The 25,845-nt window shown below is 42.1% G+C and carries 21 protein-coding genes and 1 tRNA gene; 15 read left to right on the top strand and 7 right to left on the bottom strand.

What is annotated here, in order from left to right:
• Positions 1-125 precede the first annotated feature (125 nt).
• Positions 126-1,127 (bottom strand): sulfate ABC transporter substrate-binding protein, encoded by a 1,002-nt coding sequence (locus HYG93_RS00520; protein ID WP_120363891.1) that lies wholly within the window; start codon positions 1,125-1,127, stop codon positions 126-128.
• Positions 1,128-1,501: 374 nt separating this feature from the next.
• Between HYG93_RS00520 and HYG93_RS00515 the strand changes: the two genes are divergently transcribed.
• The 4 genes from HYG93_RS00515 (at position 1,502) to HYG93_RS00500 (ending at position 4,138) form a co-directional block, all read left to right on the top strand.
• Positions 1,502-1,804, top strand: coding sequence for a hypothetical protein (locus tag HYG93_RS00515; protein ID WP_117006909.1), 303 nt, complete (start codon positions 1,502-1,504; stop codon positions 1,802-1,804).
• 141 nt (positions 1,805-1,945) lie between these two features.
• Positions 1,946-3,454 carry a glutamate--tRNA ligase gene (gene gltX / locus HYG93_RS00510; protein ID WP_120363890.1) on the top strand — a complete coding sequence of 503 codons (1,509 nt, stop codon included), beginning with the start codon at positions 1,946-1,948 and terminating at the stop codon, positions 3,452-3,454.
• Positions 3,455-3,545: 91 nt separating this feature from the next.
• Positions 3,546-3,621, top strand: a tRNA-Glu gene (locus tag HYG93_RS00505).
• A 175-nt stretch (positions 3,622-3,796) separates the two neighbouring features.
• Positions 3,797-4,138: a hypothetical protein gene (locus HYG93_RS00500; protein ID WP_106983914.1), complete on the top strand. Its 342-nt coding sequence runs from the start codon at positions 3,797-3,799 to the stop codon at positions 4,136-4,138.
• A 24-nt stretch (positions 4,139-4,162) separates the two neighbouring features.
• Here HYG93_RS00500 and HYG93_RS00495 read toward each other — a convergent pair whose 3' ends face one another.
• Together HYG93_RS00495 and ettA are read right to left on the bottom strand one after the other, a co-directional pair.
• A complete protein-coding gene (locus HYG93_RS00495; RefSeq protein ID WP_178961623.1) occupies positions 4,163-5,089 on the bottom strand; it encodes a cation diffusion facilitator family transporter in 927 nt (308 codons plus the stop codon).
• 282 nt (positions 5,090-5,371) lie between these two features.
• On the bottom strand, positions 5,372-7,033 hold the full coding sequence (ettA, locus tag HYG93_RS00490; RefSeq protein WP_117006912.1) for an energy-dependent translational throttle protein EttA: 1,662 nt from the start codon (positions 7,031-7,033) through the stop codon (positions 5,372-5,374).
• Positions 7,034-7,351: 318 nt separating this feature from the next.
• Here ettA and HYG93_RS00485 point away from each other — a divergent pair, with 318 nt between their 5' ends.
• The 11 genes from HYG93_RS00485 to HYG93_RS00435 all read left to right on the top strand — a co-directional run bounded on the left by HYG93_RS00485 (position 7,352) and on the right by HYG93_RS00435 (position 20,399).
• Positions 7,352-8,629 carry an O-acetylhomoserine aminocarboxypropyltransferase/cysteine synthase family protein gene (locus HYG93_RS00485; protein WP_120363889.1) on the top strand — a complete coding sequence of 426 codons (1,278 nt, stop codon included), beginning with the start codon at positions 7,352-7,354 and terminating at the stop codon, positions 8,627-8,629.
• Positions 8,630-8,980: 351 nt separating this feature from the next.
• Positions 8,981-9,868: an SDR family NAD(P)-dependent oxidoreductase gene (locus HYG93_RS00480; RefSeq protein WP_106983910.1), complete on the top strand. Its 888-nt coding sequence runs from the start codon at positions 8,981-8,983 to the stop codon at positions 9,866-9,868.
• 228 nt (positions 9,869-10,096) lie between these two features.
• Positions 10,097-10,879 (top strand): bifunctional phosphoribosyl-AMP cyclohydrolase/phosphoribosyl-ATP diphosphatase HisIE, encoded by a 783-nt coding sequence (hisIE, locus tag HYG93_RS00475; protein ID WP_120363888.1) that lies wholly within the window; start codon positions 10,097-10,099, stop codon positions 10,877-10,879.
• An 18-nt stretch (positions 10,880-10,897) separates the two neighbouring features.
• Positions 10,898-12,400 carry a UvrD-helicase domain-containing protein gene (locus HYG93_RS00470; RefSeq protein ID WP_117006914.1) on the top strand — a complete coding sequence of 501 codons (1,503 nt, stop codon included), beginning with the start codon at positions 10,898-10,900 and terminating at the stop codon, positions 12,398-12,400.
• Between the two features lie 44 nt (positions 12,401-12,444).
• Positions 12,445-13,839: an ATP-binding protein gene (locus tag HYG93_RS00465; protein WP_106983907.1), complete on the top strand. Its 1,395-nt coding sequence runs from the start codon at positions 12,445-12,447 to the stop codon at positions 13,837-13,839.
• Between the two features lie 340 nt (positions 13,840-14,179).
• Positions 14,180-17,017, top strand: a complete 2,838-nt coding sequence (locus HYG93_RS00460) for a monovalent cation/H+ antiporter subunit A (RefSeq protein ID WP_120363887.1) — start codon at positions 14,180-14,182, stop codon at positions 17,015-17,017.
• A gap of 4 nt (positions 17,018-17,021) precedes the next feature.
• A complete protein-coding gene (locus tag HYG93_RS00455; protein WP_106983905.1) occupies positions 17,022-17,387 on the top strand; it encodes a Na+/H+ antiporter subunit C in 366 nt (121 codons plus the stop codon).
• The gene (locus HYG93_RS00450) at positions 17,387-19,195 is read left to right on the top strand and encodes a monovalent cation/H+ antiporter subunit D (protein ID WP_120363886.1); all 1,809 of its coding nucleotides are present in this window, start codon (positions 17,387-17,389) and stop codon (positions 19,193-19,195) included. Before HYG93_RS00455 ends, HYG93_RS00450 begins: the two co-directional genes overlap by 1 nt.
• Before the next feature lie 2 nt (positions 19,196-19,197).
• Positions 19,198-19,719, top strand: a complete 522-nt coding sequence (locus HYG93_RS00445) for a Na+/H+ antiporter subunit E (protein ID WP_120363885.1) — start codon at positions 19,198-19,200, stop codon at positions 19,717-19,719.
• The gene (locus HYG93_RS00440; RefSeq protein WP_120363884.1) at positions 19,716-19,991 is read left to right on the top strand and encodes a monovalent cation/H+ antiporter subunit F; all 276 of its coding nucleotides are present in this window, start codon (positions 19,716-19,718) and stop codon (positions 19,989-19,991) included. Before HYG93_RS00445 ends, HYG93_RS00440 begins: the two co-directional genes overlap by 4 nt.
• 12 nt (positions 19,992-20,003) lie before the next feature.
• Positions 20,004-20,399, top strand: coding sequence for a Na+/H+ antiporter subunit G (locus tag HYG93_RS00435; protein WP_120363883.1), 396 nt, complete (start codon positions 20,004-20,006; stop codon positions 20,397-20,399).
• A 100-nt stretch (positions 20,400-20,499) separates the two neighbouring features.
• Here the strand turns inward: HYG93_RS00435 and HYG93_RS00430 are convergent, their stop codons facing one another.
• Genes HYG93_RS00430 through rimP form a run of 4 tightly spaced genes read right to left on the bottom strand, consistent with a single transcriptional unit; the run spans position 20,500 to position 25,655 of the window.
• Entirely contained in the window at positions 20,500-20,907 is a 408-nt protein-coding gene (locus tag HYG93_RS00430; protein ID WP_106983900.1) for a ribosome-binding factor A, read from the bottom strand.
• Positions 20,907-23,600, bottom strand: a complete 2,694-nt coding sequence (infB, locus tag HYG93_RS00425) for a translation initiation factor IF-2 (RefSeq protein ID WP_106983899.1) — start codon at positions 23,598-23,600, stop codon at positions 20,907-20,909. The genes HYG93_RS00430 and infB overlap by 1 nt, the downstream gene beginning before the upstream one ends.
• 10 nt (positions 23,601-23,610) lie before the next feature.
• Positions 23,611-25,095: a transcription termination factor NusA gene (nusA, locus tag HYG93_RS00420; protein WP_106983898.1), complete on the bottom strand. Its 1,485-nt coding sequence runs from the start codon at positions 25,093-25,095 to the stop codon at positions 23,611-23,613.
• Positions 25,096-25,130: 35 nt separating this feature from the next.
• Positions 25,131-25,655 carry a ribosome maturation factor RimP gene (gene rimP / locus HYG93_RS00415; protein WP_106983897.1) on the bottom strand — a complete coding sequence of 175 codons (525 nt, stop codon included), beginning with the start codon at positions 25,653-25,655 and terminating at the stop codon, positions 25,131-25,133.
• Positions 25,656-25,845 lie beyond the last annotated feature (190 nt).

The raw sequence follows: 25,845 nt of genomic DNA, 5'->3' as shown, positions 1-25,845 counted from the left end.
ACTTATATAAAACTTCAAGAACACTTTACCTTTTCCATATATATACTGTTTTTTGCTTTGTATATAAAAAAAATGGATAACAGTAGTCATCCATTTTTCTTATCTAAACAACCTGTATTAATGCCTTATTTTTTATCACTATAAATTTGGTCAAAGATTGCACCATTCACAAAATGGGTTTGCTGTGCCTTTGCCCATCCACCAAAGACTTGATCAATGGTAAAGGTTTTTTGCTTTGGAAATTGAGCTGCATATTTCGTTGCAGCTTTACTATCACGTGGGCGGAAATAATATTTGGCAGCCAGCTCCTGTCCTTTTGGAGAATATAAATAATTCAAATAGCCTTTCGCCAAATTACGATTGCCATTTTTATCCACTGTCTGATCCACAATCGCCACAGATGGCTCAGCCAAAATCGAAATCGATGGATACACAATATCAAACTTATCCTTACCTAGCCCTTGTGTCGCCAGCAAAGCTTCATTTTCCCAAGACAGCAACACATCACCAATACCACGCTCCGCAAATGTCGTCAGTGAACCACGTGCACCCGAATCTAATACTTTGACATTTTGATAGAGCTTTTTAACCAATTCTTTGGCTTTCGCATCATTACCACCGGGTTGCTTTAAGGCATATCCCCATGCTGATAAATAAATCCAACGTGGCGCGCCACCCGTTTTTGGGTTTGGCGTAATAATTTCTACACCAAGCTTGGTCAGATCATTCCAATCTTTAATATTTTTAGGATTGCCTTTACGTACCAAAAAAACAATAGTTGAGGTATAAGGCGCAGAGTTATTTGGAAATTCTTTTTGCCAACCTTTTTTAATTAAACCTGCATTTACAATTTCATCAATATCATTGGCTAAGGCCAAAGTCACCACATCGGCTTGCAAGCCTGTCGCCACGGCACGTGCCTGCTTACCAGAACCACCATGTGATTGCTTAAAATTAACCTCTTGGCCTGTGCGTTGTTTCCAAAATGCACCAAACTCCTGATTATATTCTTGATAAAACTCACGGGTCGGATCATAAGACACGTTTAAAAAATCTTTATTCGCATATACAGAAGTTATAGCACCACTTAAAAGCGCCAATACAGTTGAAGCTATTATTTTTTTCATTGCCAAGTCTCATTTCATTCTTGAAATGCACTATATAAATCTCAATACTCTTGCACAATATCTTGGCTAGATGATTAATTTGTTTAGATTTCTATTTTTTAGATATGCAAAAAACTGCTTAGAATTGATATTTTTTTGCTAAAACAATGCTTCAAAATTCTATTCTCCATGCTATCTTCATAGTTATTTGATATAAAGTAACAATTAAGGAGAAATCTGCTTTATTCAGGTAATCTAACTTGGTGTTTTATTATTTTTTTGTAAAAAATGTGATGTTGTTCTACTTTTTAATCAATTAACGTGGTTAAAGCGTAGTATTAGTATTAAAAAACACCAATAAAAGTTCCATTCATCAAATTAGGGGAAGATTGGACATGAAATTAAATCAATATATGCTTCTTTGTGTCGCTTTAAGTTTTTCAACTTTGCAATTCACGCATAGTGCTGCAATCAACAAGACGACCAGTGCAAAAGTAACTTTGCCAAGTGATAAAACGTCGCCGATTGAAAAAGCCTTAACACAACAAAAAAATGAGTCTTCTAAAGCGCAATCATCTGATGACAGCTTAAAAGTACTTACATCGCTTAAAACTGCACCTGCTCAAAGTTTTTTTGCCTCACAAAACCAAAGTTTTAGCCGTTTTGTTCAAGCGTTATTCTCTACAAATCCATCTTAAGTCTTTAACGCACATATTTTAAGCCCATGCATTCCCCTGCTTGGGCTCGAAGCCTGATCACTGAATGATAAATTAAGCATTAAGTGATCAGGCTTTTTCGTTATAATAGATCCCAATTTACATTCTGATTAATAATTGATTATGACTGTTCGTACTCGTATTGCACCCTCTCCTACTGGTTTCCCTCATGTAGGGACTGCCTATATCGCTTTGTTTAACCTATGTTTTGCTAAGCAACATGGTGGCGAATTTATTCTTCGTATTGAAGATACCGACCAACTTCGCTCTACACCTGAATCTGAAAAAATGATTTTAGATTCATTGCGTTGGTTAGGTCTAAATTGGTCTGAAGGTCCAGATGTAGGTGGCCCACATGCACCCTACCGTCAATCAGAGCGTATGGGCATTTATAAGCAATATGCACTGGAATTGGTTGAAAAAGGTCATGCGTTCTATTGCTTCGCAACAAGTGAAGAACTGGATCAAATGCGTGCAGAACAACAAGCACGTGGTGAATCTCCACGTTACGATGGTCGTGGTTTAAAACACACTGCAGAAGAAGTACAACGTCGTTTAGCTGCTGGCGAACCGCATGTCATTCGTATGAAAGTGCCTGAAGAAGGTATTTGTCAATTTAATGACTTACTACGTGGTGAAGTTGAAATTCCATGGGCACAAGTCGACATGCAAATTCTGCTTAAAACTGACGGCTTGCCAACTTACCACTTAGCAAACGTAGTCGATGACCATTTAATGGAAATCACGCACGTGATCCGCGGTGAAGAATGGATTCCATCAGCGCCTAAACATCAATTGTTGTATAAATACTTCGGTTGGGATATGCCTGTGCTTTGCCACATGCCACTTTTGCGCAACCCAGATAAATCAAAACTATCTAAACGTAAAAACCCAACGTCAATTAACTACTACAAAGACATCGGCGTTTTACCAGAAGCTTTGTTGAACTACCTCGGCCGTATGGGCTGGTCAATGCCGGATGAAAGTGAAAAATTCACTTTGGCAGAAATGATTGCACACTTCGACATTCAACGCGTATCTCTTGGTGGCCCAATCTTTGATGTTGAAAAACTCAACTGGTTAAACGGTCAATGGATTAAAGCGCTTTCTCCAAGCGATCTGCTAGATACATTATTGGCTTGGAAAACCGATCGTGCCAAATTAGAAGAAATTACTGCTGCCATTCAACCGCGTATTAACTTACTTTCAGAAGCTGTGAATTGGTCTGCACATTACTTCAACCACTTCCCTACACTGAGCCAAGAGCAGTTTGTGAGTAAAAAACTCTCTGACGAACAAGTTCGTCAAAGCTTACAATTTGCGATTTGGCGCTTAGAAAGTCTGTTCACTTGGAATAACGACACTGTTAGCCAAACGCTAATGGACTTAGCTGCGCAAATGGAAGTGAAATTACGTGATTTCATGCCTGCGTTCTTTATTGCGATTGCGGGCTCAACAGCATCTACACCTGTCATGCAAACAATGGTCACGATTGGTCCAGATTTAACTTTCGCTCGCTTACGCCATGCGCTTGAAATTGTTGGTGGTCCAAGCAAAAAAGAACTTAAAGTTTGGGAAAAACTCAATGAAAGCTTAAAATTGCCGAAAAATGACGCAGTTGATGAAGCTTAATTGAATTTTTAGTTGACGCATGAGCCTTATATCCATAATATAGCGCCCATACAGAGACACAGTGTTAAACACTGATCCTGTTGCCTCACTTGTCCCTATCGTCTAGAGGCCTAGGACATCGCCCTTTCACGGCGGTAACCGGGGTTCGAATCCCCGTAGGGACGCCATATTCAAGCAAATCAATATGGTTTGCTTATAAAAAAGCCCAAGCATTATGACTTGGGCTTTTTTTATTGCTTATCTATTTACTAAGACACTGAATCTTATACTGTTACTGAGTATTTTTTGCTTTCTGTACTATTCCGATTAAAATAATACTCAGCTCAAAATTATGGAACTGTAATGCAATACCGTTGCCCTCAATGTCAAAGCCCTAAAATTATGCCCATTGCGCAAGCAGGCCAACCCGCTGCACGCCCTGTTGTGCCTAAAAGTTTGGTATTTTTAATCCCTGCAATTTTCGTGTTGTTACTCCTGGTCATCATTAGTATTGCAATGTGGTTATTTGGCAATGGTGCAGGAAGCACCATACAAACAGCAACCGTTGTGGTTTTTATCATTTGCGTGATTGCAGGTTTCTTATTTTATCGCGACTTACCTGATTTCAAAATTTCAATGCAAGCCTTCATGCAGTCACAAAAAAAATGGAAATGCCGCGATTGTAATCATGAGTGGGAAGTTTAATTCCCACACTTGTTCACATCAGCATTAATGCTGATGTGAATGTTCATCCAAGGCATGATGATGTCCTTCTTCTGCCAGACATGCCTCTTCTTCAATCTGTAAAACCATCTCAGTAATCCCATGTTGATGGCTTAACATCTCCATCGCCTCTTTATATAAGCTGGTACGATCAGCACCCGGCGCATAAAGATGGACTGTCAAATGAATATTTTTAGAACTAATCGCCCACACTTTAAGTTGATGAATACTTTCTACACCATTCAATTGCAATAAATCTTTACGTAGCTTTTTAATATCAATCTCTTCTGGTACACCTTCTAATAATATATTTAAACTCTGCTTTAACAGTACCCATGTGCGTGGCAAAACCCAAAAACCAATCAGCACAGCAATCACTGTATCCACCCACATCCAGCCGGTGAAATAAATCAGCACAGCACCCAAAATCACGCCTACAGAGCCCAAAGCATCACTTAAAACTTCAAGGTATGCTCCTTTCACATTCAAACTGTCTTGAGAGCTAGAAAATAGGATACGCATGGAAATTAAATTAATGACAAGACCAATGCTCGCCACAATCAACATCCCCATACTTTGTATCTCTGGAGGGGTTGAAAAGCGCTGATAAGCTTCATACAAAATATAAATAGCCACGGCAAATAGCATGAGCGCATTAAATAAAGCTGCTAATATTTCAAAACGCTGATAGCCAAAGGTTCGTTTATTATCTGCAGGTAATTTGCCAATTTTAATTGCGACTAAAGCAATCGCTAAAGCTGCTGCATCGGTAAACATATGCGCGGCATCTGAAAGCAAAGCCAAACTTTGTGTAATAAAGCCCGCCACAACTTCGACCACCAAAAAACTACTGGTCAGTAATAATGCAAAGGTTAATTTTTTCGAATTTTCATCTGTTACAACGGCATGACTATGATCATGATGCTCGGACATTCAATTATCCTTCTACTCGTTGAGCGAACTTGAGCATAACAACTTCTGTCGATGTAATACCATTACAACAACAGATCAGTTATGTATCATATTGAAACAGCCAATCAAAAACATGAACACCATAAAACTTGAATTTAAAACATCATCACATACGTTGAAGCAGAAATAGCAGTACTCGCTTTTGTATAATTTTAATTAACCTCATGACTTGTCTTAAATAGCACCAATTAAAACACAAAAAAATCAGCCCGAAGGCTGATTTTTTTACATCAAAATCGGCAATTAAACGCCAATTTTGCGATATTTTTGACGCTTAGTCACAAGGTCATCACCATCACGTTTACGGCGATATTCTTCAAACTCTGCATAATTACCAGTGAAGAATTCAGGTGTTTCACCTTCAAATGACAAGATGTGCGTTGCAATACGGTCTAGGAACCAACGGTCGTGCGAGATCACCATTACAGTACCAGGGAATACTAAAATCGCATCCTCAAGCGCACGTAAAGTTTCGATGTCCAAGTCGTTCGATGGTTCATCGAGTAAAATTACGTTTGCACCCATTTGCAGGATTTTCGCAAGCTGTAAACGGTTACGCTCACCACCTGACAATTGACCTACACGTTTTTGCTGATCTTGACCTTTAAAGTTAAAACGGCCGATATACGCACGAGATGCGATTTCGTATTCGCCAATACGCAAGATGTCTAAACCGCCAGAAACTTCTTCCCAAACAGTTTTGTTGTCATCAAGCGTGTCACGGATCTGACCAACGTAAGCCACTTTAACTGACTCACCAAGCACAACAGAACCCGTATCTGGTTGCTGTTCACCAGTCATCATACGGAATAAAGTTGTTTTACCCGCACCGTTCTCACCCACGATACCTACAATGGCACATGGTGGAACAACGAAGCTTAGATCTTTATAAAGCGTACGATCACCAAACGATTTGCTGATGCCTTCAACTTCTACAACCTTATTCCCTAGACGCGGGCCAGGTGGAATGTAGATTTCAGACGTTTCGTTACGCTGTTGGAATTCACGCGAGTTAAGCTCTTCAAAACGCTCCATACGCGCTTTGTTTTTCTTTTGCTGACCTTTTGCATTTGAACGAACCCATTCAAGTTCTTTTTTCAATGCTTTAGCAAAAGACTCTTCTTGCTTGTTCTCTTGTTCTAGACGGGCATTTTTCTGCTCTAACCAAGAAGAGTAGTTACCTTGGTATGGAATACCCATGCCACGGTCAAGCTCAAGAATCCATTCAGCAACGTTATCCAAGAAATAACGGTCATGGGTAATCGCAACGATTGTGCCCGTGAAGTCTTTCAAGAAACGTTCTAACCATGCTACAGATGAAGCATCTAAATGGTTCGTCGGTTCGTCTAGAAGCAACATGTCTGGTTTAGACAATAGCAAACGGCAAAGTGCGACACGGCGACGTTCACCACCAGAAAGTTTAGATACGTCTGCATCCCAAGCTGGAAGGTTTAAAGCTGCAGCCGCTTGATCCATTTGGTTCACAATATTATGTGCATCCCATGAATGGATAATTGCTTCAAGCTTCTCTTGCTCTTTTGCAAGTGCATCAAAGTCTGCATCTTCAGCTGCATATTCAGCGAAAACTTCATCTAGACGTGCTAAAGCATCAAGCGGCTCACGTAAACCATCTTCAACGTTACCACGAACATCTTTGCTTTCATCCAATGGCGGCTCTTGTTCAAGGTAACCAATTTTGATACCCGGTTGAGCACGTGCTTCACCTGAGAAATCTTTATCTACGCCCGCCATAATACGAAGCAAGGTAGATTTACCTGCACCGTTTAGACCAAGCACACCAATTTTTGCGCCTGGGAAAAATGATAAAGAGATGTCTTTCAGGATTTCGCGCTTAGGCGGAACCATCTTCGACACACGGTTCATCGTGTAAATATATTGGGCCACTTAGGACTCCTCAATAGTCAAAACATATACGGAACAACACAAAGTTGTCCCTGCTCAATTGAGCGAAAAAATAATCAGCTATTATACGCATAAAGTCGTGAAAAAATAAGGTTTCGCACACGCCTTCAATGCATTGTTACAAGTTTAATGGCGAACAAAATTTAAACATGCTGTTTTAAGCATGATTTCGCTCATCTTTAGCTGAAAATTTTTCAATAATATTAATAATTATGATATTCATTTTATAAATAAAGCACTTTTATTCATATATATAAGTGATAGACTGTTTAAAAACTAGCTCTCTTAGATGAAGTAATCATGACTTATAAAGACGAAACTTTAGCAATTCACGCGGGGTATACACCGGAGCCAACCACCAAAGCAGTTGCGGTGCCGATTTATCAAACCACCTCTTATTCATTTGACAACACGCAACATGGTGCTGATTTATTTGATTTAAAAGTTCAAGGTAATATTTATACCCGTATTATGAACCCAACCACTGCGGTACTGGAGCAACGTGTAGCTGCGCTTGAAGGCGGTATTGGCGCTTTGGCCTTAGCCTCTGGTATGGCTGCGATTACCTACGCGATTCAAACCATTGCTGAAGCGGGTGATAATATCGCCTCAGTTTCAACCCTATATGGTGGAACTTATAATCTCTTTGCACATACTCTACCGAAACAAGGGATTGAAGTGCGCTTTTTTGATTACCAAGACCCAGAAGCACTGCGTGGTTTAATTGATGAAAAAACCAAACTGGTTTTTGTTGAATCAATTGGGAATCCACTGGGTAATATTATTGACCTTGAGGCGATTTCTAAAATTGCACATGAATACGGCGTCCCAGTGATTGTCGACAACACCGTTGCTACACCTGTCTTACAAAAATCATTTGAATTTGGTGCCGACATCGTGGTGCACTCACTCACCAAATATATTGGTGGTCACGGCAACTCGATCGGTGGCATCATCGTCGACAGCGGCAAATTCCCTTGGGGCAAATATCCCGAACGCTTTAAATCACTGAATACCCCTGATCCAAGCTACCACGGGGTGAATTATGTAGAAGCACTGGGCGAAGCAGCTTATATTGCCCGCGCTCGCGTAGTACCGCTACGCAATACTGGTGCAGCCATTAGCCCACAAAATGTATTTTTAATTTTGCAAGGCCTCGAAACTTTAAGTCTACGTATGGAACGCCATACTGAAAATGCGCAAAAGGTGGCGGAATATTTACAAGCTCATCCTAAAGTAAAATGGGTCAACTATGCAGGATTAAAAGATCACCCTCAGCATGCATTAGCACAAAAATATGTGAAAGGTAAACCTTCCGCGATTTTATCCTTTGGCGTACAAGATGGTCTTGAAGGTGGCACACGCTTCATCGATGCATTACAACTGTTTACTCGCCTCGTAAATATTGGCGATGCCAAAAGTTTAGCTTGCCATCCCGCAACCACCACGCATCGTCAGCTCAATGAGTCAGAGTTAAAAGCAGCTGGTGTGAGTATCGACATGGTGCGCTTGTCCGTGGGTATCGAGCATGCTGATGATTTGATTGCTGATTTAGAACAAGCGCTGGCACAAGTTTAATTTTATTTTCTTTGCCAAGTAGGTTACAGCCCTAAAAATCAATTCAAAACCCTCTTATGCACCCCTATAAGAGGGTTTTTTTATGCTTTCCACACTATTCTGTGATCTTTCTCATTTTATCCCTTGTCTTCGCACTTAAATATTGTTAAAAGTAAATCACAACAATGAGTAATTTTAGAGCAATTACTCTAATAATATTTTTAAATTTCAATAGCTTAAATCCTATCTTTTCTTTTTAAATACGTTATCATTGCAAGCATATTTTCGCTGCCACTGTCTCTAACCAAGCACAGCCAGCCACGTAATAAAAAAAACGCACAGTCTCACATTTATTCAATCAGGGTATTAAACGTGAACCAAAGATTAGAAAAACGCTTTCAAGACAAAGTGAACGGTAAAATTGTTTTGATTACCGGCGCTTCCAGCGGTATTGGCCTTACAGCAGCACATCGCCTCGCCGATGCAGGTGCACATGTGCTCTTGGTTGCGCGCACCCAAGAAACCCTAGAAGAAGTCAAAGCTGAAATTGAAGCCAAAGGTGGTAAAGCTTCAGTTTTTCCATGTGATTTAAACAACATGGATTCTATTGATGAGGTGTCAAAGCAAATCCTCGCCTCTGTCGATCATATTGATATTCTGATTAATAATGCAGGACGTTCAATCCGTCGTGCCGTGCACGAATCCACTGATCGTTTCCATGACTTTGAACGTACCATGCAGCTGAATTACTTTGGTGCAATTCGTTTGGTGATGAACATTTTACCGCAAATGATGATTCGCCGTGATGGTCACATTATTAACATCAGTTCAATTGGCGTGTTAGCAAATGCGACCCGTTTCTCGGCTTATGTAGCATCTAAAGCCGCGCTCGATGCATTCAGTCGTTGCTTATCTGCAGAAGTGCATTCACATAAAATTGCAATCACATCGATTTATATGCCTTTAGTGCGTACGCCAATGATTGCGCCAACCAAAATTTACAAATATGTGCCAACGCTCTCTCCTGAACAAGCAGCTGACCTCATTGCCTATGCCATTGTGAAGCGCCCGAAAAAAGTGGCGACAAATCTTGGCCGTTTAGCCTCGATTACCTATTCGATTGCGCCAGACATTAACAACAAATTGATGTCGATTGGTTATAACCTTTTCCCAAGTTCAAGCGCTTCGGTGGGTCAACAACAGAAACTCAACTGGGTGCAAAAAGCATACGCGCGCTTATTCCCAGGCGAGCACTGGTAAGTTTCGCTAGTCTGTAGGTCTACATGACTAAGCCTATTTAAGTGAAGCCCAATTTCGATTGGGCTTTTTTATGTCTATGAATATTTTGGCAATATTCGACACTTTAAAAATTGCTTAAGTTTTAGTTACTCTCTTACGCCATGATGCCGTACACTATGGTTCGCGATTTTTAAATCGTGACTCGATTGAGTAACTTTATTTATTTGAACAAATTTAGGTGTAATCCACATGAACAATCTGCAATGGCTCGATGAAGTAAAATTTAACGAACAAGGCTTAGTGCCTGCTATTGCTCAGCATCATCAAACTGGACGTATTTTGATGGTGGCGTGGATGAACCGCGAAGCACTGGCTTTAACAGCTGAAAAAAATCAAGCGGTGTACTTCTCTCGCTCACGTAGCAAACTGTGGCACAAAGGCGAAGAGTCTGGTCATTTTCAAACGGTACACGAAATCCGTTTAGACTGTGATGCTGACGTGATTGTGCTTCAAATTGAACAACACGGTGGTATTGCCTGCCATACAGGCCGTGAATCTTGCTTTTACCGTAAACTGACAGCAACGGGCTGGGAAATTGTTGATGCGCAGCTTAAAGATCCATCTGCAATTTATGGTGAAAAGTCTGCAAATCCACATACCATTGCAATGAATGCCTCAAATGCACAGTCTGAACAAGTGGAAGTGCTCGACTACTTAGGCAAAATGATGGCTGAACGTAAAGTTGCAGACCCAGATTCTTCTTATGTGGCTAAGCTATACCACAAAGGCTTGAATAAAATTTTAGAAAAAATTGGCGAAGAAAGTGTTGAAACCATCATTGCAGCCAAAGATTTTAAAACTGAAGCCAATGAAGATAATAAAAACGACCTAATCTACGAAGTGGCTGATCTGTGGTTCCATACCATTGTGATGTTGGGTTATTTCGATCTAGACCCACAATTGGTTTTAAACGAATTGGCACGTCGCCAAGGCCTATCAGGCTTGGTTGAAAAAGCCAATCGTAGCCACTAAGCAACTAGGCATTGAACAGTGACTAATCCCAAAAAGCCGAGCGCAACCTATGAGCAAGCCACTGCGATAGATAACGCACGGCTGGGGAAATCTTTTAAAGTCATTGCCTATGCTGGCACAGGTAAAACCACAACTTTACAAATGATCAGTGAGGCCATGCCACAAAGACGTGGCATGTACTTGGCCTTTAACAAAGCCATAGCAACTGAAGCACAGCAAAAGTTTCATGGTAATGTCGACTGTCGAACTTTTCACTCCTTGGCCTTTCGTAGCGTTCCACGTGGAGTCACAGACAAGCTTCGCCTGCCTCGTTTAAGCCCAAGTTTCATCGCGAAAGAATATCGTTTAACGCCAATTACGCTACGTCGAATGATGGGTGGGCGTTATGAACAATATGTGCTGATGCCTTCTCGCTTGGCTAGCCTTGTGGCCAATGCCGTCAGCTATTTCTGCTCGACCAGTTCGCAGTACCCTGCACCGCGCCACATTCAAGCGCCTAGCTGGTTACATGCAGATGATATCGATACGCTACAAAAGCACCTTTACCCTGCTGTTGAACGCCGTTGGTTAGAATCAATCGACCCTCACCATCAAGCAGGGATTGGGCATGATATTTATTTAAAATTGTGGGCATTGTCTGAACCTAATATTCCCGCAGACTATGTGCTCTTTGATGAAGCACAAGATGCAGACCCACTGATGCTGGGCATTTTGCTCAAACAGCGCAATACGCAAGTGATTTATGTGGGCGATGCCCATCAGCAAATTTATGCATGGCGTGGCGCAGTCAATGCTATGCAGCAATTACCTTTGCCTGAGTCTCGTCTCACCACTTCATTTCGTTTTGGTGAAGAAATTGCACTCAATGCCAATGCCATTTTAGGTGCATTGCATGAAACCGTGCCCTTACTCGGCAACCCCCTGCTCAATTCCAAAGTAGTCAACAAACCTCATACCAAGCAACGTGATGCTATTTTGTGTCGTACCAATGCACGGGCAATGGAACTTTTATTGGCAGGCTTAGTCCATGGTGACAAAGTCAGTTTACAAGCCGACCATGCCAAGCTTAATCGTTTTGTCGATGCAGCAGCCATGTTAAAACAAGGTAAGCGTGTCGTGGATGTACCTGAATTGGCATGGTTTAACTCTTGGCACGATGTACACGAGTACTGTGAAACCAATGACGGTAGCGACATTAAGCCCTTAGTCAAACTGGTGGATGATCATGGTACAGATCCTTTAAAGCGCGCCTTGGCCAAAATCACCCCTATTGAGCAAGCCGACTATATTATTTCGACCGCCCATAAAGCCAAAGGCTTAGAGTGGGATCGGGTTCATATAGAAGACGACTACCAATTTCGACTTAATGAGAAAGACTATAAAATTAGTGATGAAGAGTTAAGATTACTTTACGTGGCTTGTACACGTGCTAAAGTAAGCTTAAACATCCATCATATTTATGATTTGGTGCAGATATTAAAACGAGAAATGCCGAAATCACTGCGCCAAGCTGTGAGCTAAGACCTGTCGCCCGATAACCTGCTCCAGCCAGAAACAGGTGTCTTATGAAAATACAATCAATTCAACTTAAGCACGCTTTACACTTTACCGACCTAAAAGCCGAATTTAATTACCACGACCTGCCTATTAGCTTAATTTTAGGCGAGCAAAGTAGTGGTAAAACCTCTCTTTTACGTCTGAGCTATCAAGCACTCACATGGTTTGCGGCCCGCTATAAAGACCTGCGCACAGCAGGCGTCGTGATGCTTGATCAAGATATTATGCTCACGCGATTGCAGTCTAAAATTGATATTCAAATTCGCTTTCCAGAAGATATTGGGCATTTTCCAGAAAGCCCAGATACAAGCAGTGAAGATCCTCAGCTGTGTCGTTGGCAACTATACAAAACTATCAATAGCCAAGGTATTGGCATTAGTAAGGTAGATACCCAACAACTTGAAGATTTGGTGCTGATCTATCAACGTGCCATGCGTGATGACCCACTTTTGGGCATGCCTTTAATTGCTTATTACCCCGCAGAGCGCTTTGTCAATGATGTGAATTTGCTAAATAAAAATAATCCAGCAATTTTTCAGGCCGCCTATGCTTACGAAGTTTCGGCTATTCCATTTACAACGTTTAGCCGTTTCTTTGAATGGTTCCGTGAAGTAAGTGATATTGAAAATGCTCAAAGTGCGCAATTGGTCCAACAGATTTTAGCCAAAAGCCAAACTGCAACTGAGTCAGATAAATCACAACACTTTATAGAACAACGACTACTTCAAGCGCATAGTGAAATGCACGCGCCTGCTCTGGCGGCTTTAAGACATGCCATTCGTATCGTATTACCTGAAATCAGCAATGTTTGGTTGCAATATCACCCAAAGCTACAGTTTATGGTGAATTATGACGGCCAAATCATGATGTTTCAGCAACTCTCCAACAGCATCCGCAATCTTGTTGCACTGATTGGCGATATCGTTCGACGCTTATGTCTATTAAACCCTGCCAGCCTCTATCCTTGCGATGAGGGTGATGGTGTATTGATGATTGATGCCATTGATTATCAATTGGATGGCAATATGGCAGCTGTAATTTTAGAGCGTTTACATCAAGCCTTTCCGCGCTTACAAATTCTCGCTACAGGCGAACGCCCTGAACTTTTAGAGCGCGCATCACGTTTTCAATGTTTAAAATTGGAAAATAAACAGCTATACAGTCTTCATCCTGAAGCATGGCAACAGCAATTTGAACATATTTATGCAAGTCTACATTTAGAAGATCACCCTAAAACAGAGGATGCTACTCCTCTGCCTATCGAAATCTTACAACCCGACGTTAACCCGATCCAAAGTCTAGTGAATCAAATTAGCGAACAACTGAATGAACAACAGCGTTTAGAACTTATACAACGCTTACAATTTGAAGATGACAATTCCAATCAACAACATTTGCTCTAAATCCAAAGCCATCAAGCCACTTTGAGTTTAACATTTACAATACGGCCAAAATGCCTTGCGGACTGTACAATACACCACCCCATGCACTGAAGCATGCGGTATATAATGACCTTCTCTTGCATAAAAAGATTGAAGTTGTGCATTGCCTGTAATATGATCGGTTTTACTTGCAAATTTCATATTAAAATCGGAATTTGCTATCGCTTATTTGCTGCGCAATACAGCACTTTATATTTTTAAACACATAAATGCTTTCAAGATTAAGTTTTGGACTACTCTTTGCGGTCCTTCAGTCCTTGAAAGATTGAGATTCACTCTAGGCTTAGGCCTAATCACGACAATGGATACGAGTGTGCTGCCGATTATTATCTTATTACCTTTAGTTTTAGGCACAATCCTTATCCCATGGCTGAAACAATTCTCACGAGGAGCGACAGCCTTTGGGGCAATTGCTGTCAGTTTAAGTAGCCTCACGCTACTACTGACACAAGCCAAAGCTGTTTTTAATGGTCAAGTGATTTTAGAAACTTGGCATTGGCTTCCGCAATTGGGGCTGAACCTGAGTTTTCGTTTAGATGCATTAGGATTGTTGTTTTCTTTGCTCATTACTGGCATTGGAACACTCATCTTTATCTATGCCTATTATTATCTCAGCCCAAAAAATTCACTCAGCAAACTCTATACGCTCCTTATGTTGTTTATGGCGGCCATGCTGGGGATTTCATTATCCAATAACTTAATGTTGCTGTTAGTGTTTTGGGAACTGACCAGTATTTCTTCTTTCTTATTGGTTGGTTATTGGAGTAACTACGAGGCTGCACAACGTGGCTCACGCATGGCACTCACCATTACCGGAATGGGTGGGCTGTGTATGCTGGGTGGATTTATCCTGCTCGGACAAATCACTGACACCTATGAAATAGATCAAATTTTAACGATGGGTGGCTTAATCCAAAGTCATGCGCTCTTTGTTCCAATGCTCCTACTTATCCTCATGGGTGCATTTACCAAAAGTGCGCAGTTCCCTTTTCATTTTTGGCTACCCAATGCAATGGCGGCACCAACGCCAGTCTCTGCATACTTACACTCCGCAACCATGGTCAAGGCAGGTATTTTCTTACTTGCCCGTTTACTGCCAATTTTTGCAGGAGCTGCGCTTTACCATAATCTCGTGACCTTTATCGGGTTGTTTACCCTTTGCATGGCTGCATTCTTCGCCATTTTTAAAGAAGATTTAAAAGGCCTACTGGCTTATTCAACCATTAGTCATTTGGGTCTTATTGTGTGCTTGCTTGGTATCGGTTCACCTTTGGCGGTGGCCGCAGCCATTTTCCATATCATTAACCATGCGACCTTTAAGGCAGCGCTGTTTATGATTGCTGGGATTATTGACCACGAGTCAGGCACTCGTGATTTACGCAAATTAAGTGGTCTATGGCAATTACTGCCGTTCACCGCAACCCTTACCATGATTACTGCAGCCTCTATGGCAGGCGTACCATTGACCAACGGTTTCTTATCCAAAGAAATGTTCTTTACGGAACTGTTGGCAAATTTAACGGGTCCAATCATGTTTGGTTCTGCGGTGGTTGCGACTTTTGCTGGCATTTTTGCCGTGGCTTACTCTATTCGTTTGGTTCACGGCGTATTTTTTGATGGCCCAATCGGCAAGCAAGTGCCTAATAAAGATGCTCACGAGCCTGCTTTTGGGATGCGTGCACCAGCAACATTGTTGGCCATTTTATGTATTCTAGTGGGCTTATTCCCTGCCCTCTTGGTCGAAAATATTGTTAATCGTACCGCACAGGCCAGTACACAAAATTTTGCCTTTGAAGGTACACATCTGGCTATTTGGCACGGTTTTAATTTGCCATTACTGATGAGTGCCATTGCTTTGGTCGGCGGGATTATTTTCTATTTTGCCTTGGCCAAAGATGGGCGTATTCGAGAAATTGACCTTGATCCTATCTTAGGCAAATTCCAAGGTAAAGTTCTGTTTGAGCTGTTCTTAAAACATTTATTATTAAATTCACGCAAATTTAAACGCGCCACTGAAACAGGTTCACTCCAACGCTACCTCATGTGGATTGTGGTGTTTAGTATTTTTGTGATGGCATTACCGCTCTTTTCTCAAGGCTTAATGACAGGTACGCGTGAGCTAACCAGTGCTCCATTGATTGCGATTGTGCTTTGGTTATTGTTGTTCTCTGCATGTTGGATGATGTTGTGGTTTCACCACGAACGCATTAAAGCTGTATTGATTAGTGGTGCAGTTGGTCTTGTGGTGACCATGGTCTTTGTTTGCTTCTCTGCACCTGACCTTGCACTCACCCAAATCACTGTTGATGTGGTCACTACGGTATTGCTCCTCATGAGTTTATCGCTTTTACCACAGCTTACACCTTATGAGTCGAGTGTTTCTCGTCGTTGGCGTGATGCCCTGATTGCAATTGCAGGTGGTGCAGGTATTGCATGGATCAGCTGGCTCATTTTGACCCGCGATCATAATTCAATTTCATGGTTCTTCATGCAACAATCGATTCCACTAGGTGGTGGTACCAACGTCGTGAATGTCATTTTGGTCGACTTCCGTGGATTCGATACCTTCGGTGAAATTACGGTATTAGGCATTGCTGCCATTGGCACGCTGTGCTTGATGGACGGTATGCGTACCCACGGTACTAGCATTACACAAGGCCTGACCTATCGTTTCAATCCATCACCCCTGATGTTCCGTATTACAGCCTCTTGGATTTTACCTTTAGCACTTGTAATTAGCCTGTACATTTTCTTACGTGGCCACAATCTACCAGGCGGTGGCTTTATTGCAGGTTTAATTACTTCTTTAGCTTTTGTAATTCAGTACATTGCACTGGGTCAAGACCATGCCGAGAAATTGCTCAGAGCAAAATCAGGACGTTTATACGAAGTTTGGATTGGCATTGGTTTAGTGATTGCAGGCCTAACAGGGATCGGTGCATGGTTCTTTGGTCGCCCCTTCCTGACCAGTGCACATTTTTATGTGTCGCCACCACTCATTGGTGAAATGCATTTAGCAACGGCTGCCTTATTTGATGTCGGTGTTTATATCACCGTCGTCGGTGCCACAATGTTGATGATTTCCGTCTTGGGCGATTCGCGTCACTCAAGTATGTCTGGCCCAGTACCAAAAGGATAAGCACATGATCAGTTTAGAACTTCTAATGGCTTCTGCGATTGGCTTACTGACCGCAACAGGCATTTACTTAATTCTCCGTGCACGTACTTTCCCTGTGGTTCTTGGTCTGGCCATGATTGGTTATGCCGTGAATTTATTTTTATTTGCCATGGGCCGTATTCAAATCAATGCTCCAGCGGTATTGACTGAAACCACCAAAGCAACTGACCCACTTCCACAGGCTTTAGTACTCACTGCCATTGTTATCGGCTTTGCCACTACGGCATTTATTGTGCAATTGGCGCTGCGTAGCCGTTATGAAACAGGAACAGACCACGTTGACTCTAAAGAAGAAATACCACCAATCGATTCGCGTGAGGATGAGCCATAATGACTAGTTTTATGCACTTCTTTACGCAACACACACCGATTTTTAGTATTTTAATTCCTGCGTTTACAGCGTTCTTGTTGGTCTTGCTCGGCAACCCGGGTTCTGGTTCATTAGCACAAGACCGCCGTCAACCATGGCGCCGTGGTCTCAGCTTACTCTCACTCATTCTAGGTGCTTTAACTTCAGTTTATTATTTAATCCTTGCCAGTACAGGTGAGGTACATATTTATAATCTGAGCGAATGGGCAGCGCCGTTTGGCATTGTTTTGGTACTCGATCAACTGTCTGCATTTATGCTGGTTTTAACCTATGCACTGGCCCTCCCAGTGATTTGGTTTGCCAGTAAAGAATGGGATGAACGTGGACGCTACTTCCATGCAATGTGCCATTTTTTATTGATGGGCTTATGTGGTGCATTTCTTACAGGCGACTTATTTAACTTATTCGTCTTTTTTGAAATCCTACTCATGGCATCTTATGTCTTGCTCCTACATGGTCAAGGCAAAGCACGCTTCCAGTTGGGTATTCACTACGTCACCATTAATTTATTGGCTTCTGCACTGTTCTTAATTGGTTTAGGCTTAATTTATGGCAGTGTCGGCAGTCTAAATATGGCCGATGTCGCACGTTTAATGCCTTTATTAGAAAATGATCAGCATCGTCTGGCTGTTGCTGGTGGATTACTTCTCTTTGTAGTATTTGGCATTAAAGCAGCCATGTTACCAGTGGGCTTTTGGCTACCAAAAACCTATGCCGTAGCAACTACACCCGTTGCGGCATTATTTACCATTATGACCAAAGTCGGCATTTATGCGATTTTACGTATTAATGGAACGGTATTTGATGATGCTGTGAGCCACAGCATTCTACAAGCCTTATTACTTGTGATTGGTTTAGTCACCTCTGTTTATGGCGTGATTGGCGCAATTGGTGCAGAACGTCTGCGCCGCTTTGTTGGCTTTATGATTTTATCGTCTATCGGTACGATCTTAATTGCCCTATCACTCATGAATACACAAGCTTGGGCCGCTGCACTGTATTATCTAGTTCACAGTACTATCATTGGTGCAGCCTTTTATTTGCTCTGTGGCTGGATTACCTCTCAGCGTGGCGAATTTAAAGATCATTTTAAAATTGCGCCACAGATGAAACAGCACAAAGTGGTTGCACTCACCTACTTTATTATTGCGCTGATGATGGCGGGGTTGCCACCTTTTAGTGGCTTCTTAGGTAAAGTCTTTATCTTACAAGCGACTGCAAACTCTCCATATCAATTGCTGATTATATTGGTGGTGCTTTTGGTCAGCTTACTCAGTATTTTGGCCATGACACGTGTTGGTTTTATTCTTTTTTGGCGTGCGACCCAACCAGAAGACAATCCTGCTGAAAAAGCCTATACCAATTATCAAGTCTTGCCCGCAATTGCACCTAAGCGCAACGATAAAACCATTTATGTCCTTCTGGCTGGCTTAATCGCCTATATGGCATTTGCCGCACCCATCTATCAATATACGCATAGCACAGCGGTACAGATTCAAAATAATGCCCTGTATGAAGGCCTATTATTGAAAAAAGATGAAACAGGTGAAGTGATTAGCGTACAACCGTTTGATCCAGAAAATCTTCCAGAGACCAAGTATGGCGGTGAAGTTGTTGACCCGAATGCACATCTAATTCCATATTTAATTCCTGAGCAAACCTTAAAAGGTGGGCATATTTCAGAATTTAAACAGCGTCAAATTCAGAGACAACATCAAGCAGATGAACAACCAGAGAATGACCAACTCAAACCGATGGAGGCACCTTGAATATGAAAAACACCTCGTTTCTAGAACGCTGTTTTCCACATCCGTTCGTCTCCATCATCACGGGCTTAAGTTGGTTGATGTTGGCGCACAGTATTGATCCTGCATCACTACTCATGGCAGTCATCCTCGCCATTGGTATTCCTTACTTAGTCAAACCCTTTATTGCTCGTACACCCAATATTAATTGGGTAAAGGCAATTCAATTAGGCCTTGTGGTGCTATGGGATATTATTGTCAGTAATATCCACGTAGCTAAATTGGTGCTTGGGCCGACTGATAAATTGCACCCAAAATGGTTTCGTGTGCCTTTAGAAACACAGCATGAGGAAGTTAACACCTTATTAGCGATGATCATTACCACCACACCAGGCACAGTCTCTGCAGGGATCGATCAAGACCGTGGTGATATTTTGGTTCATGCACTTAGCACAGATGACACTGAATCAGAAATTCACACCATCAAAATGCGTTATGAACAACCACTGATGCAAATTTTTGGGGTTCAGTCAGGAGAGCATGCATGATGATCTTGCCTTATGCACTTGGAATCTGCCTCATTGCAGTGACCATTTCTATGCTCTTATGTCTCATCCGTTTAGTGATGGGACCATCAATCGTCGATCGCCTTTTGGCACTCGATACTTTATTTTTAAACGCGACTTGCCTGATTGTGATCTTGGGCATTTATTGGATGAGTACGTCTTTATTTGAAGGTGCTTTATTGGTTGCAATGCTAGGCTTTGTTTCTACAGCAGCGCTTGCACGCTACTTTACCACTGGCCATGTGATCGATTAAGGAGCAACCATCATGCAATTGTTAATGGAAATCTTGGTTTCGTTCTTTCTCATTTGTGGCGCTTTCTTTATGTTGGTGGGTGGCATTGGCATGGTCCGCCTCCCCGACTTATTTATGCGTCTACATGCACCGACCAAATCAAGTACATTAGGTCTCGGTAGCTTCTTGATTGCAGCCATGATTTATTCTGCATTTCAAGGCCGGTTTGGCTTTCCTGAACTTCTACTCACACTCTTTGCCTTCATCACTGCGCCAGTTTCTGCCAATTTAATGGCACAAGCAGCTTTACACCTGCGTTTACGCTCAAAAGGTGGCGAAGTGCCTGAAGCTTTAGACCGACCGCTGCCTTGGCAACGTACGCGCCGTCGTGCATTTCATCAAAAAACATCTCAGGATGAAGTGAAATAGCTTCGTTTTCTAATTTACTGGCGATTGTGATTTAATAATAATTGCTGACATAAAAAAGCCACCCGAAGGTGGCTTTTTTTATGTGATCTCAAATGAGATCTTATTCATCATCTTTTTGTGTTGCATCTGTAGGAGGTAAATCCTTCACAGCTTCAGCAATCAAACCAAACATATAGTTACCATACGCATTGGTTTTATCGTAGTGAAAACGCAAGCGCGGTGTAATACGCGTCTTAATGCGGTGACCCAACTCATGGCGTAAGAAACCTGATGCTTTATTTAAAACATCTAAAGTCTCTTTATTCGCCTCTTCGTTTTGGTCATCACCAAGTTCACGACCCATTACGGTCACATAAACTTCTGCATAGCCTAGATCAGGACTGACCTTCACCGCAGAGATGGTCACTAGACCACCTAAGCGAGGATCTTTCAGCTCTTGACGAATCAGTTCAGACAACTCGCGTTGTACTGTATCCGCCATTCGCTTCAGACGTTGACTGCCTGCCATTACAGACTCCGTTTAACCAATTGAACATCATAAACCTCAATCTTATCTTGAGCTTTGATGTCTTTATAGCCTTTAACTGCAAGACCACATTCCATACCGGCACGAACTTCTTCAACCACATCTTTATAACGACGTAGAGATTCAAGTTCACCTTGGAAGACAACCACATCATCACGTAATACGCGAATTGGTTTATTACGATGTAGCATACCTTCAAGTACCATACAGCCTGCAGCTGCACCAAATTTACTTGAGTGGAACACTTCACGTACTTCAGCAACACCAAGGATTGTTTCACGGTGTTCAGGTGCAAGCTTACCGCTCATTGCATCTTTCACGTCATCAATCAATTGATAAATAACTGAGTAGTAACGAATGTCGATACCATCTGCATCTGCTTTTTGACGTGCAGTATTGTCAGCACGTACGTTAAAGCCAAGAAGTACAGCTTCAGAAGATTCTGCAAGTGTTACGTCAGACTCAGTGATTGCACCAACGCCCGAACCAATAATACGTACTTTCACTTCATCAGTTGCAAGATCAGCAAGTGCTACGTGTAGTGCTTCTAAAGTACCACGTACGTCTGTTTTAAGAACAACGTTAACAATAGGAACATCTTTCTTGCCCATAGACGCCATGATGTTTTCAAGACGCATTGCAGATTGACGTTCAAGACGTTTTTGACGTTCACGATCCATACGCGCATCAGCAACTTCACGTGCTTTTTTCTCGTCGCTTACAACAAGAACTTCGTCACCCGCCATTGGCGCTTCTGGAAGACCCAAGATTTCAACAGGAATCGAAGGACCAGCAGATTTAATACGTTGACCATTTTCATCTGTCATTGCACGTACACGACCGTAAGATGCACCTGCAAGAACAAGATCACCTACTTTCAATGTACCATTTTGTACAAGAATCGACGTTACCGCACCACGGCTGTTATCAACACGTGCTTCAATTACAACACCTTGCGCTGCACCTTCTTCAGATGCTTTCAACTCAAGCATTTCAGCTTGGATTGAAATAAGGTCAAGTAATTCATCAATACCTTGGCCAGAATGTGCTGAAACCATTGCAACCGGTACATCACCGCCCCATTGTTCAGGCACGATTTCTTTGGTTGTCAATTCGTTCAATACGCGATCTGGATCTGCAGATTCTTTATCCATCTTGTTGATTGCAACAATGATTGGAGTACCCGCAGCACGCGCATGGTCAATCGCTTCCGCAGTTTGTGGCATTACACCATCATCTGCCGCTACAACTAGAACCACGATATCTGTCGCTTTCGCACCACGTGAACGCATTGCAGTAAATGCTGCGTGTCCCGGAGTATCTAGGAAAGTGATAATACCTTTGTCAGTTTTAACGTGGTAAGCACCGATATGCTGTGTGATACCGCCCGCTTCGCCTTGTGCAACTTTGGCACGACGAATACGGTCAAGAAGCGATGTTTTACCATGGTCAACGTGACCCATGATCGTAACCACTGGCGCACGCGTAGATTGTGCACCACGTGCTTCTTCAGCTGCTTCAAATAAGTTGTCTTCTGCTTGAGTTTCAGAAACTAGAACCGGGTTATGGCCCATTTCTTCAACAACAAGAGCAGCAATTTCTTGATCAATCGCTTGGTTTTGCGTAACTAACTCACCCATTTTCATCAGTGATTTAATAACTTCGCGCACCTTGATTGCCATTTTTGCAGCTAAGTCAGCAACAACAATCGTAGAACCAATTTCTACATCATAAACTTGTTTTTTAACTGGTTTTTCAAAGCCATGTTTGTTTGCTTGGCTTGATTTTAAACCACGTTTATGTGAGTTATCACGGAAAGACTGCTCTTCACCACGGCGACCGCCTTTTTTAGGTGAACGTGTATTATTCGTGTTTGTACCACGTTTAATTTCACGGTCTTCTTTCGCAAATGAATCTTCATAAGCCTGACCAACAAGGCCAGCTGCTAATGGAGAATCGTCAATTACACGAATCGTTGCTGTCGTATCTTCAGCAGAATATTTCGATGCCATTTGACGCATTTGCTCAAGCGTACGTTGTTGTGCTTCTTCAGCAGATTTACGACGTACTGCTTCTTCAGTTGCTTTTAACTGAGCCGCTTGTTCTTCACGCGCTTTTTTCTGTGCCAATGTTTCAATTGGTTTAGAAATCGGCTTGTTGTTTGACTTGCGTTTTACAACAACCGCCGCTTTAGGCGTTTCTTGTTTCGCGCTTTCTTGCTTCGCTGCCGCACGCATTGCTTCTAAAGCTTGTTTTGCTTTAGATACAGGTTGAGCAGTTGCTTCTTCTTTTGCAGATGCAACTGGAGCAACAGTTTCACGCGCTTTTTGATCTGCTTGAGCTTTAGCCAAAGCTTCCGCTTTAATTTGTTCTGGATCAGGCTTAACAAATGTATGCTTCTTACGAACTTCTACATTAATCGTTTTTGCCTTACCTGATGTACTTGCCACTTTAGCAGTACTGGTAGTTTTACGTTTCAACGTGATTTTTCCTGCATGTCCATCGTCTTGACCATGAACTTTCTTCAAATGGTTAACGAGAACATCTTGTTGTTCGGTGGTAATAATATCATCAGATTTACCTTGCGGTAGACCTGCATCACGAACCTGTTCCAGCAGCGTCTCAACGGGGCGACCCACGCTAAGTGCTAACTCTTTAATCGACTTGTCCGCCATATATTACCTCCTAGTTAAACCATGATTCGCGCGCTTTCATAATTAGTTGACCCGCTTTTTCTGAACCTAAACCTTCGATATCTGAAATATCGTCAGTTGCTTGGTCAGCTAAGTCATCTACAGTTACCACACCGCGAGCAGCAAGCGCATACGCGATCTCTTGTGTCATGCCTTCCATTGCAGCTAGCTCTGGGCTCGGCTCTTGAACATTTTCCTGTTGTTGTAATGCATCTGCCAATGCAACTTCTTTCGCACGGCTTTGCAATAATTCAACAGTTTCAGCATCAAGCTCAATCTCATCAAATGTTTCTGCAGGAACATATGCAATTTCTTCGAGAGATGTGAAGCCCATTTCTACCAGCGCCATTGCTAAATCTTCAGCAATATCTAAACGAGTCACAAACATATCTAGATATTGTTGTGCTTCGTTTTGTTGACGCGCGTAGTATTCTTCTTCCAGCATCATGTCTAGCTTGTAGCCAGTCAATTCAGATGCTAAACGTACGTTTTGACCTTGAGAACCAATAGCACGAGCCAATTGATCACTCGCAGCGAAAATGATATCTGCAGTATGTGCATCTTCATCAATGACAATACTTGATACATCTGCTGGCTCAAGCGCACTTGCAATATACTGCGCTGGATCATCTGACCACACGACAACATCAATACGTTCGCCATTAAGCTCTTGTTGTACCGCTTGGATACGTGTACCACGCATACCAATACAAGCACCTACTGGATCAATACGATGATCGTTTGTTTTCACAGCGATTTTAGCACGAACACCTGGTTGACGCGCTGCTGCTTTAATTTCAATGATTTCTTCAGAAATTTCTGGAATTTCTTTTTTCATTAAAGCAATCAGCATTTCTGGCTTAGAGCGTGACAATAATAATTGAGCACCACGGCCTTCACGGTTCACACTATATAAAATCGCATTTACACGTTGTTTAGGACGCAAAATTTCTTTTGCAATCATTTCTTCACGTGCAAGATATGCTTCAGCATTGTCACCTAAGTCGATGATAAAGCCATCTTTGGTTTGTTTTTTAACTTCACCGTAGATTAACTCACCCACTTTTGATTCATAAGCATCTGCAACCAATGCACGCTCAGCTTCACGAATCTTTTGTACAATCACTTGTTTCGCAATTTGCGCTGCAATACGGCCAAAATCAATCGATTCAACTTCAAGCTCACGAATATCACCAATAGACCATTTTGCTGGATCTACATCTGAAATTGCATCCTGACATGCAGGCATTTCATGATCTTCGTCGGCAACAACTTCCCATTGACGGAAAGTGCTGTAATCGCCAGTTTTACGGTCGATTTCCACACGTAAACGCGCTTCTTCCGAATGTGTGCCTTCATAGAATTTCTTTTTCGTCGCTGCAACCAATGCTTGCTCTAGCGCTTCAAAGATCGCCTCACGAGGTACACCTTTTTCGTTACTAACCGTTTCTACCACGGTAAGAATTTCGCGTGCCATAAGTCACCTATTCGTTCAGATTCTTATTTATAGAATTAATCTTGGTAGATCAAATTTGCTTTATCAATATTATGACTGTCGATTTCAAGCACTTGTTGCTGTTCGACTTCCACTTGAATGATTTCATTTTCTAGATCTACAGCCACCAATTTAGCCTGAAACTTACGGCGGTTTTCTACAGCACTAATTAAGCGTAAAGCCACTTGCTGACCGATATATCCCGACATTTGTTCAAGTTGGAAGAATGGACGATCCCAACCAGGTGAAGACACTTCAAGTGCATACTCACCTGAAATTGGATCATGCACATCCAGCATTGCGCCAACTTGTTGCGTTACACGTACGCAATCTTGCACGCCAATACCGCGACCTTGTTCAACTTCACCATCTTCATTGATCACAGGTTCTGCGCCGTCATCCACTGCTTTGTCGATGTAAATACGCAATAAAGAACGCTTGCCTTGAGGCATGAATTCAATACCCCAAAGATCTACACCACATGCCTGCACTGCTGGAGCGATTAGATCCTGGAGTGCCTGAGTTTTATTTGATAGCTTCATTTACTCTCGTTAAATTTGTGCGATTCATTGGCCAGAAACAGCCAGAAAACAACCTATAGTGAAGCGTCATTTTATGACCAAATCATGTCGACACTGCACAATAGCCAATAAAAAAGGGCGTAAACGCCCCTAGTATTGCACAGAAAACTAAAGTCCACTGTGCAAAAAGGCCCACCTTTTTGTGAGCCTT

The sequence above is a fragment of the Acinetobacter sp. SwsAc6 genome (assembly GCF_013391565.1).
In the GTDB taxonomy this organism is placed as follows: Bacteria; Pseudomonadota; Gammaproteobacteria; order Pseudomonadales; family Moraxellaceae; genus Acinetobacter; species Acinetobacter cumulans.
Note: the sequence above shows the minus strand (reverse complement) of the source record. Positions and strands in the feature narration are given on the sequence as shown.